The organism is Curtobacterium sp. MCLR17_040 (assembly GCF_003234735.1).
Taxonomy (GTDB): domain Bacteria; phylum Actinomycetota; class Actinomycetes; order Actinomycetales; family Microbacteriaceae; genus Curtobacterium; species Curtobacterium flaccumfaciens.
In genome coordinates this window covers 22268-36791 of sequence record NZ_QKTE01000015.1, presented here as the reverse complement: position 1 = coordinate 36791, position 14524 = coordinate 22268, and the positions used below count along the sequence as shown (strand labels likewise).

The following is a 14524-nucleotide window of genomic DNA, read 5'->3' as shown; positions in this document are numbered from 1 at the left end:
GCCCGCGCACGTCTGACTACGCTCGGACCCATGCAGAGTCGCACCCTCGGCCGCACCGGCCGCTCCGTCTCCCCCATCGGCCTCGGCACCTGGCAGTTCGGCGGTGACTGGGGCCCCGTCTCCGAAGCCGACGCCAACGCCGTCATGGACGCCTCCGTCGAGTCGGGTGTCACCCTGTTCGACACCGCCGACGTCTACGGCGACGGCCGGAGCGAGCAGCTCATCGGCGCGTGGCGTGCCGCGAACCCCGACGTGCCGCTGACGATCACCACGAAGATGGGCCGTCGCGCCGACCAGGTCCCCGAGAACTACGTCGCCGCGAACTTCCGCGAGTGGGTGGACCGCTCGCGGAAGAACCTTGGGCAGGACACCCTCGACCTCGTGCAGTTGCACTGCCCGCCGACCCCGGTCTACGAGGACGACGCCGTCTACGACGCCCTCGACGCGCTGGTCGCCGACGGCTCGATCGCTGCCTACGGCGTCAGCGTCGAGACCGCCGACCAGGCCCTCACCGCGATCGCCCGGCCCGGCGTCGCGAGCGTCCAGATCATCCTCAACGCGTTCCGTCTCAAGCCGCTCGACCGCGTGCTGCCGGCAGCCCGGGAGGCAGGGGTCGGCATCCTGGCGCGCGTCCCGTTGGCCTCGGGGCTGCTCTCGGGCAAGTACACGACCGACACGTCGTTCGCCGAGGGCGACCACCGCAACTACAACCGCCACGGCGAGGCCTTCGACCAGGGCGAGACCTTCAGCGGCGTCGACTACGACGACGGCGTGCGTGCAGCGCAGACCTTCGCGGCGTCCCTGCCGGACGCCGTCTCGGTCCCGCAGGCGGCACTCGCGTGGATCCTCGCGCAGGACGGCGTCACCGCGGCGATCCCGGGCGCGCGCAACCCGGAGCAGGCGCGCTCGAACGCCGCGGCCGGCGACCTGCCGCCGATCGAGGGCCTCGACGCCACCGTGCACGACCTGTACGACACGTGGTTCCGCGCGAGCGTCCACGACCGCTGGTGAACCTGCGGAGCGTCGCGGTCGCGGTGGCCGCACTCCTGCTGCTGTCCGGGTGCGCCGCATCCGGACCGGCCACCGCCCGCGACGCTCCGCCCTGGCCACGGCCGACGGACCTGACGGCCCGCGCCGAGTCCGCCGGGCTCCGGAACGTCTGGGGCGAACGGCTGGCCGAGCACGTGCACACGCACCTGACGATCCTGGACGGCGACGAACCGGTGACCGTCCCGGCGAACATCGGGCACTCCGACGAGCGGAAGTTCGCCGCGGAGATCCACACGCACGACACGTCGGGCATCGTGCACGTCGAGTCCCCGACGGAGCAGACGTTCACGCTCGGGCAGTTCTTCGACGAGTGGGGCGTCTCGCTCGGTCCGGAGCACGTGGGTGGCCTGCGTGGCGAACTGACGGTGTGGGTCGACGGGCACCGGAGGATCGGCAATCCGCGCTCGATCGAGCTCACGGACCTGCGCCAGGTCGTCCTCGTCGTCACGACCGTCGGCGAGGTCCCGCACCTGCCGGCCCCCTTCGACTGGCCCCCGCAGTACGACTAGCGCCGGAGGCGGCTCGACTCAGGCCTCCGTCGCCGCGACCCACGACAGGTCCAGGTCCCACTGCTCGACCGACCCGGCCGGCAGCTGCCACACGTACTCGTTCTTGAGCTTCTTGCCGTCCTCGCGGAACGGCCCCGTCCGGTACGGGTAGAACGCGACCGTCGGCAGCGTGCCCGGCGGCGCCGTACGGATCGCGTTCGAGAAGTCCTTGTTCAACCGCCGCAGCTCGGCGATCACGTCGCCCCGGGCGGCGTCCGCGTCGAACCCGCCGGCACCCGAGGCGAGCTGGAACGCGATGTGCAGCTGCCGGTCGCCCTGGTCGTCCTCGTAGCTGATCAGCCGGTGGTTCTCGACGGCCTCGAGCAGCTCCGGGTCGCCGTACACGACGTCCCGCACCACGTCCGGTGCGACGACGGCCCCGTTGTAGTCGACGGACAGGTCGGACCGGCCGTAGTGGAACAGCAGCGGCAGGTCGAGCTCGGCCTCGGCGGCGAGCGCCGCGTGCCCCGTCGCCCGCAGCACGGACCGGAGTTCCTTCATCCGCACCACGTGTCCGCGGTCGTGGATGTTGTACCGGATGCGGGGGCTGATGTTCTCGGAGCGGGCGATGGTCACGACGAGTTCGCCGAGGTCGTTCGTCTCCATCAGGTAGCCGAACGGGTTGAACTGGAACACCATCGGCAGCACCCCGTACTCGCCCTGCTTGGTCAGGGCGGCGGAGAGTTCCGGTGAGGCGGCGATCGCCCGGCGCAGCTGCACGCTGAACGGGGTCTCGATGCCGAGGTTGATCTCGAGGTCGCTCGCCCCGTAGGAGCCGAGCACGGCCTGCGCGTACTGCTCGATGTGGGCGCGCATGTTCTCGCTGATGCCCTCGCCCCCGAACGCGGCGACGATCGTGTACTGGCTCCAGTCGAGCCGGTCGTCCTCGAACAGGGCCTTCAGGAACGGTGGGTAGCTGCAGATGATGTAGGTGAAGTCGGTGCCGAACTCGCGCATCGTCTGGACGATCTTGTCGCGGTCCGGGCCGATCGACTTGATCATGGAGGACTCGGTGAGCGAGGCGGTCACGTTCATCCCGGTGGCCCAGGCGCCGAGCGAGAAGGCGTTGAGCACGAACGGCTGCTTGGACAGGTCCTTGGCGGTGCGAGAGAACCCGAGTTGCAGCAGCTGTCGCGTGGCCTGGCGTTCGTCGGGGCCGCGCACCCAGCTGGTCGGGGTGCCGCTCGACCCGCTGGACTCGTCGACGACGACGCCGCGTCGGGGCAGGCGTCCGTCGATGCAGCGCTCGGGGATGCTCCAGCGCTTGACGTAGGAGTCCTTGTCCATCTCGGGCAGTCCCGAGATCGCCGCGGCGATCCCGCCACGGGTGTCGAGCCTGGAGGCCCGTCCGGACTCCGCCAGGAACGCCCGGTACGCGGGGACCCGCTTCGCAGCCCGTTCCGCGGTCCGCCAGGCGCGCCAGCGTCCGAGGGTCCAGCGGAGCGGCTCGATGCCGGGCGTGAGCAGGAGCTTGTGGGTGCCGACGCGGGGCATGAACAGTGCGACGAAGGTCTCGACCACCCACACCACCGAGAACACCGCTGCGCGCTTCACCGGGCACCGCCCACGGTCATCGCTGCTGCGGGTCGGCGGTGTGCCAGGGGTGGTGGGTCGCTGTGTCCGAAGCGGAACAGCATCCAGGCCATCCGCCCGTCGGACTCGTCGACGCCCGCACGTTCCACGAACGCGGCGTGAGACCGCGGGTTGGTGATGACGGTGCCGAAGGGGTGCATGGCGATGCCGCGGGCGGAGAACTCCAGCCAGATGCGCATGAAGACCCGTCCGGCCTCGAAGTACTCGGCCGGGGTGCTGAACGGTCCCTCGAGCCAGGCGAGCTGTCGGACGCCCCGCATGGTGGACAGGTACACCTTGCGGAAGACCCCGCCGATGCCCGGGGCCTGCCAGAGTCCGCGGTGCTCCATGGCGAACCGGAGCACCGGGCCGGGCATGAGCATCGTCTCGGCGGACAGCCCGTCACCGGTGGCCGCTGCCTGTCGCTTCGAGAACCGCAGCCAGTGCAGGATCTCGTCGTGCACGGCGTCGTGCTGCAGGTCGTCGAACAGGGTCTCCTGGTTGACGCGCACGATCTCGTCGACGGTGGCCCGGTCGTCGGTGGTGCGGAAGCGCTGCCCGGCAGCCGACGCGATGGCGGACGCGGCCTCGATCGCAGTGGCGTCGACGAGCGTTGCGTCGTAGGGCCTGCGTGAGGTGCGCCGTGCGAGGAAGCCGGACAGGGCCTCCCGGTCGTCCGCGGTGACCACGTGCGGACGCAACGTCACCGTGCCCAGCCGGTGCAGGTGGTCGTCCGCCGTCGCGTCGTGCCCCGGACCAGAGTCGAGCCGACCGAAGTCCATCTCGGCGTGGTCGAGCCGTTCCTGCACGGTGAACCCGTGCGCTCGTGCCACCACGTCGAGCCCGGCCAGGAACACCCCGGCGCAGACGTGGCCGAACGGGATGCCGAACGACTCCGCCGGCAACCCCCGTCGCAGGTCGTAGAACACGGTCGCGGTGCGGTCGTCCTCGACGCGCACGACGATCGGTTGCGAGTTGTGCGGCGACGGGTAGTGCCGCGCGTCCTCGATGATGCCCGTCCACGGTGATGCCATCGTTCCCCCTCGGTGGTCCCTGGCGACGATCATACGAACCCCCGACGTGCCCCATGCCGGTCAGGGCATGCACTCTGGACAACCGGTGCGTAGCCTGCTCCTCGTGATGACCATCCGCACCGGCACCGACCTCGCAGCGGTCGAGGACGTCGTCGACGCCGTGACGGCGCACGGCGAGCGGTACCTGGACCGGGTGTTCACCCTGCGGGAGCGCACCGACACCGGCGACGACCCGGAGCGCCTCGCTGCCCGGTTCGCGGGCAAGGAGGCCGTCGTGAAACTGCTCCGGCCGGCTCCGGACCAGGCGATCCCGCTGCGTGACGTCGCCGTCGTGCTCGACGCCGGCGGCGCCCCCACGGTCGAGCTGTCCGGGGCGGCCGCGGCCCTGGCGGAGTCGATCGGGTGCGGCCCGATCGCGGTCTCGTTGGCACACGAACGGGGGCTCGCGGTGGCGACGGCGGTGGCCCTCTCGGAGCGCTGACCCGGCGCTCCGGACAGGGGTGCGGTTTCCCGCACCGGCACGGCGGTTTCCCGAGGGCCGTTCCTCTTTACGGTTGCAGTCATGGAACAGGACCCGAACCCCTCCAGCACCACCGCGACGATCGCCGACCCGGCCACCGACCGGGCCGTCCGTCGCGCCCTCGCCGAGCACGGCAGGCTGACGGTCGACGCGTGGGACGTCGCGTCGATCGCCGACCTCTACGCCCTCGGCCTGACCTCGCACGCCACCGTCAACGTGATGCTCGCGGTGGAGTCGGACCTCGACGTCGAGTTCCCCGACTCCGTGCTGAACCGGTCCACCTTCGCGAGCGTCGAGTCGATCGTCGCCGCGGCGGAGCTCGCCGCGGAGCTCGCCTCGTGACCCTGGTCCTGCCGGCCCCGTCGGTCGTCGACCGGTTCGCCGAGCGTGCGAGCGCGGTGGCCGAGGTCGCCGCACAGTTCGCCGACGAGGTCGACCGCGACGCCCGGCCCCCGCGCGAGGCCATCGCCGCGATGCGGGAGTACGGCCTGCTCGCGGCCGCGGTGCCGACCGAGCACGGTGGCGAGGGTGCCTCCGTGGCGGAGCTCTCCGCGATCGCGACCGAACTCGGCCGCGCCTGCGCCGCGACCGGCATGGTGTTCGCGATGCACCAGGGCCAGGTCATGGCGCTCTGGCGGCACGGCGGCGACGGTGCCGGCGTACTCGAGACGATCGAGGCCGTCCGGGGCGGGGCACTCGTCGCGTCGGCCACCACCGAGCGCGGCGTCGGCGGCGATGCCCGGCGGTCCACCTGTTCCATCGAGCCGACCGACGACGGCCGGATCCGCCTGCGCAAGGACGCGCCGGTGATCTCGTACGCCACCGAGGCCGACGCGGTGTTCGTCACCGCCCGCCGCGACCCGGACGCCCCGGCGTCGGACCAGCGACTGCTCATCTGCCGCACCGACACGATGGTCCTGTCGCAGACGTCCACCTGGGACACCATGGGGCTCCGCGGTACGTGCAGCAACGGGTGGATCCTCGACACCGAGACGACGACCGACCGGGTGTTCCGCGACGACTACGCCGCGATCTCCGCCCAGACCGTCCTGCCGGTGTCGCACGTGCTCTGGGCCTCGGTCTGGCTCGGCATCGCGGTCTCGTCCGCCGAACGTGCCCGCAGCGCCGTCCGGAAGCAGGCCCGCGCCGCCGTCGGGACGACCCCGCCCGGTGCCCTCCGGCTCGCCGAGCTCCTGGTCGACCTGCAGGCCCTGGCCGACTCGGTGCGCCACGCCGCCGAACGGTTCGACGCCGCCGCCGATGACCCGGACGTGCTGGCCTCGAGCGCGTACGCCCTCGCCGCGAACGCCCTGAAGATCGGTGCGTCCGAACGCGTCACCGACATCGTCACGAAGGCGCTGCGCATCGTCGGGATCGCGGGCTACGCCGCCTCGGGTCCGATGAGCATCGCCCGACACCTCCGAGACGCCCACGGGGCCGCCGTCATGGTGAGCAACGACCGTCTCCTCAAGAACGACGCCGACCTGGCCATCATGACGGGAGTGATCCTGTGACGATCACGGACACCACCACGCACACCACCGACACCACCACCGCGGACAGCGCCGCCGCGGACACCACCGCGGCGCTCGACGCCGCCCGCGCCGCCCTCCGCGCCCGCCTGCTCACCGACGGCGTCCTCCTCGACCTCGGCACGCCCGGGCTCTACGGCCGCACCGGGGTCTTCGAGCGCGTGTACGCCGCGGTCGACGCCGCAGCGGTCCGCAGCCAGCAGCACCTCGGCGCCGAGGTCCTGCGCTTCCCGCCGGTCGAGCCGCTCGCGTCCTTCGAGCGCACCGACTACATCGCGTCGTTCCCGGACCTCGCCGCGTCGATCTCCGGGTTCACCGGCGACGACCGCACCCACCGCGCGCTGCTCGCCGCCCGCGAGCGCGGTGAGCGCTGGGAGGGGTTCCTCGAGCCGGCCGACCTCATGCTCACCCCCGCGGTCTGCCACCCGGTCTACGGCCTGATCGGCGACACCGTGCCGCAGCAGGGCCGGTTCTTCGACGTCCTCGGCGACTCCTTCCGCCGTGAGCCCTCGCTCGACCCGATGCGCCTGCAGGCCTTCCACATGCACGAGTTCGTGCACGTCGGCACCCCCGCGTCCGCGGCGGCCCACCGGGACGGCAGCATCCCGGTGATGCGCGCGCTGCTCGAGTCGTTCGGGCTCGAGATCGACGTCGTCCCCGCCAACGACCCCTTCTTCGGCCGCGTCGGGCAGATGCTCGCCCGCAACCAGGTCGAGCAGGCGCTCAAGTTCGAGTTCGTGACGAAGGTCTACGGTCCCGACCACGACGCCACCGCGATCAGCTCCGCGAACCTGCACGAGGACCACTTCGGCACCTCGTTCGGCCTCCGCACCGAGGACGGACAGGTCGCGCACAGCGCCTGCATCGCGTTCGGCCTGGAACGCATCACCATCGCCCTGTTCGCCGCCCACGGCACGGACCTCGACGCCTGGCCGGCGTCCGCCCGCGCCGCCCTCGCCCTGTGACCACGCTGCACGGCTGGTCCGGATCGCCGGCGATCCGCGCCGCGGTCCAGCTCCCCGCCGCCGCGCGCGCCGGCGTCGTGATCTGCCCGCCGCTCGGGCAGGAGGGCGTCATCGCGTACCGCACGCTCCGTCTGCTGGCCGACCGCCTGGAGGCCCGTGGCATCGCCTCGGTGCGCTACGACCCGTCCGGACGTGGTGACGGCGCACCCGACACCACGCCCGACGCGCAGGTCCGGTCCGCACGCCACGCCGCCGCCGTGCTCCGCACGACGGGGGTGCAGCACGTCGCCTTCGTCGGGCTGGCCTCGGCGGCCCTCGTCGCGGCGAACGCGGCCGCGGACACCGACGGCCTCGTCGTCTGGGACGCCCCGGCATCGGGCAAGGGGTGGCTCCGTCGGCAGCGCGCCCTCGCGACCATCACGATCGGCGCCGACCGCGTGGTCGACGGCGTCGAGAGCCTGATCGGGTTCGACGTCGAGCCCGACGAGGCCGCCGCACTCGCGGACCTCGCCTTCTCCCCGCGCACCGGCCCCACCGTCGCCCTCGTCCGTCCGGGTGCCCGGCCGCCGAAGCCCCTCGGTGGCGTCGAGGTGACCGAGGTCACCGGCAGCGCCGAGCTCCTCGACGGCACGAGCATCCACGCCCGCATCCCCGGAGCCGCCGTGGACACCGTCGTGGCCTGGCTCGACACCTGGGCGCCCGAGACGGCGGTGCCCGTCCGCACGCCCGTCCTCGACGAGGTCCTCGACGTCGACGGCCGCGTGTCGGAGCGCATCGTCCACCTCGGCGATCAGGGGCTGTTCGGGATCGAGACCGTCTCGTCCGCCCAGCACCACGACGCCCCGGTCGTCGTGCTCCACAGCGGCGGCGCCGAGCACCGGGTGGGTGCCACGGACTACCAGGTCGAACTCGCCCGCGCCCTCGCCCGCGACGGCGCCCGGGTCGTCCGGGTCGACCGCCGTGCCACCGGCGAGAGCACCGGCGTGCACGAGGACGAGCGGAGCTTCCTGTTCGCGCAGGAGTGGGTGGAGGACCAGTCCGCCGTCGTCACCGCACTCGCCACGCCCTCGGACCGGCTCGTGCTCGTCGGCATGTGCGCCGGCGCCTGGGTCGCGGGCCGCGCCGTCGAGGAGGCCCCGCGCCTGGTCGTCGAGATCAGCCCGAACGACTACCGTCGCGTCCCGGCCGAGCCCGGCTCGTACGCCGACGGGGTCCGGGCCATCGACGCCCCGTCGCCCGCACGGATGTGGGTGCGTGAACGCTACAACCGCTTCGTGCCGAAGGCCGTCCGCGACCGGATCGCCCGTCGCGACCGGATGGGCGGGGTCGTCGGCCACGTCCGCCCGCTCGTCGAGCACGGCACCGACGTCGTCGTGATCGTCGCTCCCGAGGACGCCGCCCTGTTCGACCGACTCGGTGGGCAGAAGGCCGTCCGGCGCTGGCCCGGCGACGACCGCCGCGGATCGGTGTCCGTCGTCCGCGTCGAGGACGGCGACCACTCGCTGTTCTCCCCGACGATGCGCGAGGCCGTCGTCGCCGAGGTGCGCTCCCGCGTCGCGGCGACGTTCCCCGTCCACACCTGACGCGCCCCGACCGGCTCAGCGCAGGCTGAGCTCCCGCGCGACGGCGTCGGGACGCTCGACGTGGGCGAAGTGCCCGCAGTCGTCGAGCAGCACCGTCCGGACCTGCGGCACGAGCACCCGCAGCGCCTCGAGGTCCGAGACCCGGGCGAACACGTCGTCGCGCCCGGCGATCGCCGTCACCGGGCAGGTGATCGCACGCCACCGGTCGACGTCGTACACAGCCGCCGACCGTGCCGCCTCGGTGAACTGCTCCGGCCGGAGCTCCTCGACGAAGGCCTCGAGCACGCTCGGGTCCAGGCGTCGCACGTGCGTGAACACCGGCGCCGCGACGAGCGGCAACAGGCCGATCCGCGCGATCCCCCGGAGCAGCGGACGAGCGGCGCCACCGGTCACCGTCAGGCCCGCGCGCAGCAGGGTGAACGCCGGCAGGGTGCCGAGCGCCCGCACCGGGTGCCGAGCCGCGCCGGCGGTCGCGACCGTGGTGCCGGACACCAGGGCGAGCGACCGCACCCGCTCGGGCGCCACGACCGCCAGGTGCAACCCGACGAACGCGCCCATGGAGTGCCCGACCACGTCGACCGCGCCGACGCCCAGCGCAACGAGGACCGCCGACACGGCACCCGTGACGGCGTCGAGACCGAGCGGACCGTCCGGAGCGGGCGAGGACCCCCAGCCGGGCAGGTCGACGAGCACCAGGCCGCGGTCGCCGACGCCCTGTGCGGCGTGCAGCAAGGGTGTCCACGTGGACCAGGAGCCGGCGACGCCGTGCAGCAGCAGGAGCGGGTCCGGACCGGCGCGGTGGTGCACCACGACGGGGCCGGTCGGGGCCTCCACGACCGTGCGGGTCAGCCCCCAGGCGCCGGGCGTGACGCGCACCGGGTACGGGGCGTACGCATCAGCGGTGACCCCGTGACCACGTGGGTCGGTGTCGATGGCGTGCACCGGGCCTCCTGTCCGACCGTCGACGCGGACGCGTCCGTCAGGAGGGATTCGGAACGCTAGCCGACGGGGACGGGTGCCGAGCAGGCGGCGAGCCGGTCGAGGGCCGCCTTGTACTCGGCGACGTCGCGCTGCAGGCCGGGCTCGGTGATGATCGAGGCCTTGATGCGGCCCTGCACGTCGATGACGAAGGTCGCGCGGGTGGCGAAGCCCTTGTTCTCGAGGAACACGCCGTACTCCTTCGAGACTGCGCCGTGCGGCCAGAAGTCGGCGAGCAGCTCGAAGTCGTAGCCGTTCGTCTCGGCGAACGACCGGAGCGTCGCCTTCGAGTCGACCGAGATGCCGAGCAGCTCGATGCGCTGGTCCTGGAACATCGTGATGTTGTCCTGCAGGGTGCAGAGCTCGTTCGTGCACCCGGACGAGAACGCCAGCGGGAAGAAGACGAGTGCGACCGGGCGGTTGCCACGGAAGTCGCTGAGTCGGACGTGCTCACCGAACTGGTTCGGGAGCTCGAAGTCCGGCGCGAGTGAGCCGATCTCCAGTGCCATCGCTACGTGTGCTTCTTCCTCGGGCGTGGGGTGTGCCCGTCGGGTCCGTGCGCCGCGGATCGCGTGTGCACGATCGGCCATGCTACGCCGACGACACGCGAATGCAAGCACCCGTCCACCTGCACGTCACCATCAGCATCAGCGTCGGTCCTGGGGCCTAGAGTGGACGGGGCCCCAGCCGGTCGCGACCCGACCACCGGAGCCACCATGTCCACCACCACGAGAACGAACGAGGTCAAGGGTGACGGTGAACGACCAGGACCCGTACAGCGCCGGGGCGAACGACCAGGATCCGCAGGAGACCGCCGAATGGCGTGAGTCCCTCGACGGGCTGGTCCAGACCCACGGACACCAGCGCGGTCGCGAGATCATGCTGAGCCTGCTCAAGCGGTCCAAGGAACTGCACCTCGGTGTGCCGATGGTCCCGACGACGGACTACGTGAACACCATCGCGCCGGAGAACGAGCCGGAGTTCCCCGGCGACGAAGAGCTGGAGCGCCGGTACCGCCGCTGGATCCGCTGGAACGCGGCCATCACGGTGCACCGTGCACAGCGTCCCGGCATCGGGGTCGGCGGGCACATCTCGACGTACGCGTCGAGCGCTGCGATGTACGAGGTCGGCTACAACCACTTCTTCCGCGCGCAGGACCACCCCTCCGGTGGCGACCAGGTCTTCTTCCAGGGCCACGCCTCCCCCGGCATGTACGCCCGCGCGTACATGGAAGGTCGCCTCTCCGAGGACCAGCTCGACGGGTTCCGGCAGGAGAAGTCGCACGCCGGCGGCGGCCTGTCGTCGTACCCGCACCCGCGCCTCATGCCGCACTTCTGGCAGTTCCCGACCGTGTCGATGGGCATCGGCCCGATCAACGCGATCTACCAGGCGCAGCAGGCCAAGTACCTGTCGAACCGCGGCATCAAGGACGCCATGGACCAGCAGGTCTGGGCGTTCCTGGGCGACGGCGAGATGGACGAGGTCGAGTCCCGCGGGCAGCTCCAGGTCGCCGCGAACGACGGCCTCGACAACCTGAACTTCGTCATCAACTGCAACCTGCAGCGACTCGACGGTCCGGTCCGTGGCAACGGCAAGATCATCCAGGAGCTCGAGGCGTTCTTCCGCGGTGCGGGCTGGAACGTCATCAAGGTCGTCTGGGGCCGCGAGTGGGACGACCTGCTCGCCCGCGACACCGAGGGCGCGCTCCTCAACCTGATGAACCAGACGCCGGACGGCGACTACCAGACGTACAAGGCCGAGAACGGTGCCTACGTGCGCGAGAACTTCTTCGGGCGCGACCCGAAGGCGCTCGAGCTCGTCAAGGACTACACCGACGACCAGATCTGGAACCTCAAGCGCGGTGGCCACGACTACCGCAAGGTCTACGCCGCGTTCAAGGCAGCGACCGAGCACAAGGGCCAGCCGACCGTCATCCTGGCGAAGACGGTCAAGGGCTACGGCCTCGGCCCGAGCTTCGAGGGGCGCAACGCGACCCACCAGATGAAGAAGCTCACGCTCGACAACCTCAAGCAGTTCCGCGACGAGATGCGCATCCCGATCTCCGACGCGCAGCTGGAAGAGAACCCGTACACGCCGCCGTACTACCACCCGGGCAACGACGACGAGGCGATCCAGTACATGCACGAGCGTCGTCGGGCGCTCGGTGGCTACGTGCCGGAACGTCGCACGAAGTACACGCAGTTCACGCTGCCGGACGACTCGAAGTACCAGGTCGTCAAGAAGGGCTCCGGCAAGCAGGAGGTCGCCACCACCATGGCGTTCGCACGCCTGCTGAAGGACCTGCTGCGCTCGCCCGACTTCGGCGACCGCGTGGTCCCGATCATCCCGGACGAAGCACGCACGTTCGGCATGGACGCCTACTTCCCGTCGGCGAAGATCTACAACCCGAACGGCCAGCACTACACGTCGGTCGACCGCGAGCTCCTGTTGGCCTACAAGGAGAGCCCGCAGGGCCAGATCATCCACGTCGGCATCAACGAGGCGGGCGCCCTCGCGGCCTTCACCGCGGTCGGCACCTCGTACTCGACGCAGGGCGAGCCGCTCATCCCGGTCTACGTCTTCTACTCGATGTTCGGGTTCCAGCGCACCGGCGACGCCATCTGGGCCGCCGGCGACCAGATGACCCGTGGCTTCATGATCGGCGCGACCGCCGGCCGCACCACGCTGACGGGCGAGGGCCTGCAGCACGCGGACGGTCAGTCGCCGCTCCTCGCCACGACGAACCCGGCCGTCGTCTCGTACGACCCGGCGTACGGCTACGAGATCGGCCACATCGTCAAGGCCGGCCTCGACCGCATGTACGGCACGAACGAGGACGGCTCGCCGAAGCACGCCGACCCGAACGTCATGTACTACCTGACGGTCTACAACGAGCCGCTGGTGCAGCCAGCCGAGCCCGAGGGCGTCGACGTCGAGGGCATCCTCAAGGGGATGTACCTGCTCAAGGCGAGCGAGCACGACGGCCCGAAGGCCCAGCTGCTCGCGTCCGGTGTCGCCGTGCCGTGGATCCTCGAGGCGCAGCAGCTCCTCGCCGAGGACTGGGGCGTGTCGGCCGATGTCTGGAGCGTCACGAGCTGGGGTGAGCTGTACCGCGACGGTGTGGCCGCCGAGCAGCAGGCGTTCCTCAACCCGAACGAGCCGGCCCGCACGCCGTTCGTCACCGAGCGGCTGCTCGGCACCGAGGGCCCGGTCGTCGCCGTGAGCGACTTCATGCACCTGGTGCAGGAGCAGATCCGCCCGTTCGTGCCGACCGACTACGCCACGCTCGGCGCCGACGGCTTCGGCTTCTCGGACACCCGTCCGGCCGCTCGCCGCTTCTTCCACATCGACGGCCCCTCGGTCGTCGTGCGGACGCTGCAGCAGCTCGCTCGCCAGGGCAAGGTCGACGGCGCGCTCGTCCAGCAGGCGATCGACAAGTACCGCCTGCACGACGTGACCGCCGGCACCACCGGCAGCGCGGGCGGCGAGAGCTGATCAACCCGTGACGACGGTCCGCCCGGACCACGAGAGCCAGGAGAGCGCGCGCGAGCGTGCGCTCTCCTGGCTCCGTCAGGTGTCCGGAGAACTCTCCACCGCCACGATCAAGCGGCTCGAGGACACGCTCCCCTGGTACAGCGAGATGCCGCCGGGGCGCCGCTCCGCCGTGGGCCTCGTCGCCCAGGCCGGCATCACCTCGTTCATCAGCTGGCTCGAGGGCACCGCGTCGACGCCGTGGATCGCCGCGGCCGACGTCTTCGGATCGGCCCCGCGGGAACTCCTGCGCTCGGTGAGCCTGCAGCAGACCCTGCAGCTCATCCGCGTCGTGGTGACCGTGGTCGAGGAACGCGCCGCCGACGACGAGATGCTGCAGGAGGCGATCCTCAAGTACTCCCGCGACATCGCGTTCGCCGCCGCCGACGTCTACGCTCGCGCGGCCGAGGCCCGCGGTCTGTGGGATGCCCGGCTCGAAGCGCTCGTGGTCGACTCGATCCTCTCCGGCGAGTACGACGACGAACTGCCGTCCCGCATCGCCGCCCTCGGATGGCACGGCCACGGCGAGGTCGCGGTGCTCGTCGGCACCGCACCGAAGCAGCTCGAGGTCGACCAGGTCCGGCGCACCGCACGGCACATGGACGCCGACGTGCTCGTCGGGGTGCAGGGATCGCGGCTCGTCGTGGTGATCGGCCGCGCCACCCCGCGCGACGACGTCCCCGAGGGCGAGGAGCCCGTCTCCTTCACGACCATCGCGCAGGCCCTCGAACCGCTGTTCGGTGAGGGCCACCTGGTGCTCGGCAACGAGGTCCCCGGGGTCGTCGACGCCTCGACCAGCGCGAAGGCCGCCCTCGCCGGGTTCGCCGTCGCGCGTGCCTGGCGCGGCGTGCCCCGCCCGGCCCTGGCCGACGACCTGCTGCCCGAACGTGCACTGGCCGGCGACCCGCTCGCACGGTCGGCCCTGGTGCAGCGCATCTACGTCCCGCTCAAGGACCAGTCCACCGAGCTCCTGCAGACGCTCTGGTGCTACCTGGACACCGGCCGGTCGCTCGAGGCCACGGCGCGCGAGCTCTTCGTGCACCCGAACACCGTGCGCTACCGCCTGCGCCGGGTCGCCGACATCATCGGGTGGGACGCCACGCACGCCCGGGACGCCCTGATCGTGCAGTCGGCGCTCATCCTCGGCGCCATGTCCGAATCCGCGACCGGCCGCCGCCGCATCACGCCCCGGCGCTAGAGCGCTCCGGACG

13 protein-coding genes are annotated in these 14524 nt (G+C 71.6%); 9 read left to right on the top strand and 4 right to left on the bottom strand.

The features are described from left to right. Positions 1–30 precede the first annotated feature (30 nt). On the top strand, positions 31–1011 hold the full coding sequence (locus DEJ01_RS12910) for an aldo/keto reductase (RefSeq protein ID WP_071405334.1): 981 nt from the start codon (positions 31–33) through the stop codon (positions 1009–1011). Further along, entirely contained in the window at positions 1008–1559 is a 552-nt protein-coding gene (locus tag DEJ01_RS12905; protein ID WP_111093211.1) for a hypothetical protein, read from the top strand. The genes DEJ01_RS12910 and DEJ01_RS12905 overlap by 4 nt, the downstream gene beginning before the upstream one ends. 18 nt (positions 1560–1577) lie before the next feature. Here the strand turns inward: DEJ01_RS12905 and DEJ01_RS12900 are convergent, their stop codons facing one another. Both DEJ01_RS12900 and DEJ01_RS12895 read right to left on the bottom strand, forming a co-directional pair. Next, entirely contained in the window at positions 1578–3152 is a 1575-nt protein-coding gene (locus DEJ01_RS12900; RefSeq protein ID WP_258375717.1) for a CoF synthetase, read from the bottom strand. Then, a complete protein-coding gene (locus DEJ01_RS12895) occupies positions 3149–4204 on the bottom strand; it encodes a hypothetical protein (protein ID WP_111093210.1) in 1056 nt (351 codons plus the stop codon). Before DEJ01_RS12895 ends, DEJ01_RS12900 begins: the two co-directional genes overlap by 4 nt. A 106-nt stretch (positions 4205–4310) precedes the next feature. On the opposite strand from DEJ01_RS12895, the gene DEJ01_RS12890 reads away from it, so the two are divergent. The 5 genes from DEJ01_RS12890 to DEJ01_RS12870 all read left to right on the top strand — a co-directional run bounded on the left by DEJ01_RS12890 (position 4311) and on the right by DEJ01_RS12870 (position 8804). Then, positions 4311–4685, top strand: a complete 375-nt coding sequence (locus DEJ01_RS12890; RefSeq protein WP_171907809.1) for a holo-ACP synthase — start codon at positions 4311–4313, stop codon at positions 4683–4685. Between the two features lie 81 nt (positions 4686–4766). Next, a complete protein-coding gene (locus DEJ01_RS12885) occupies positions 4767–5066 on the top strand; it encodes an acyl carrier protein (RefSeq protein ID WP_111055374.1) in 300 nt (99 codons plus the stop codon). After that, on the top strand, positions 5063–6238 hold the full coding sequence (locus DEJ01_RS12880; protein ID WP_071405339.1) for an acyl-CoA dehydrogenase family protein: 1176 nt from the start codon (positions 5063–5065) through the stop codon (positions 6236–6238). The genes DEJ01_RS12885 and DEJ01_RS12880 overlap by 4 nt, the downstream gene beginning before the upstream one ends. Next, entirely contained in the window at positions 6235–7221 is a 987-nt protein-coding gene (locus DEJ01_RS12875) for an amino acid--[acyl-carrier-protein] ligase (RefSeq protein ID WP_220038694.1), read from the top strand. The genes DEJ01_RS12880 and DEJ01_RS12875 overlap by 4 nt, the downstream gene beginning before the upstream one ends. Beyond that, positions 7218–8804, top strand: coding sequence for an alpha/beta fold hydrolase (locus DEJ01_RS12870; RefSeq protein WP_111093209.1), 1587 nt, complete (start codon positions 7218–7220; stop codon positions 8802–8804). Before DEJ01_RS12875 ends, DEJ01_RS12870 begins: the two co-directional genes overlap by 4 nt. A 15-nt stretch (positions 8805–8819) precedes the next feature. On the opposite strand, the gene DEJ01_RS12865 is transcribed toward DEJ01_RS12870, so the two are convergent. Beyond that, the gene (locus DEJ01_RS12865) at positions 8820–9746 is read right to left on the bottom strand and encodes an alpha/beta fold hydrolase (protein WP_181438447.1); all 927 of its coding nucleotides are present in this window, start codon (positions 9744–9746) and stop codon (positions 8820–8822) included. Between the two features lie 56 nt (positions 9747–9802). Continuing rightward, positions 9803–10291 carry a peroxiredoxin gene (locus tag DEJ01_RS12860; protein WP_071248033.1) on the bottom strand — a complete coding sequence of 163 codons (489 nt, stop codon included), beginning with the start codon at positions 10289–10291 and terminating at the stop codon, positions 9803–9805. A gap of 241 nt (positions 10292–10532) precedes the next feature. On the opposite strand from DEJ01_RS12860, the gene aceE reads away from it, so the two are divergent. Continuing rightward, positions 10533–13277, top strand: a complete 2745-nt coding sequence (gene aceE / locus DEJ01_RS12855; protein ID WP_111093208.1) for a pyruvate dehydrogenase (acetyl-transferring), homodimeric type — start codon at positions 10533–10535, stop codon at positions 13275–13277. Positions 13278–13284: 7 nt separating this feature from the next. After that, positions 13285–14511, top strand: coding sequence for a CdaR family transcriptional regulator (locus DEJ01_RS12850; RefSeq protein WP_027465341.1), 1227 nt, complete (start codon positions 13285–13287; stop codon positions 14509–14511). Positions 14512–14524: the final 13 nt, after the last annotated feature.

Coding starts and splice junctions, on each gene's coding strand:
- DEJ01_RS12910 (WP_071405334.1), top strand. CDS start 31: ATGCAGAGTCGCACCCTCGGCCGCACCGGCCGCTCCGTCTCCCCCATC.
- DEJ01_RS12895 (WP_111093210.1), bottom strand. CDS start 4,204: ATGGCATCACCGTGGACGGGCATCATCGAGGACGCGCGGCACTACCCG.
- DEJ01_RS12890 (WP_171907809.1), top strand. CDS start 4,311: ATGACCATCCGCACCGGCACCGACCTCGCAGCGGTCGAGGACGTCGTC.
- DEJ01_RS12885 (WP_111055374.1), top strand. CDS start 4,767: ATGGAACAGGACCCGAACCCCTCCAGCACCACCGCGACGATCGCCGAC.
- DEJ01_RS12860 (WP_071248033.1), bottom strand. CDS start 10,291: ATGGCACTGGAGATCGGCTCACTCGCGCCGGACTTCGAGCTCCCGAAC.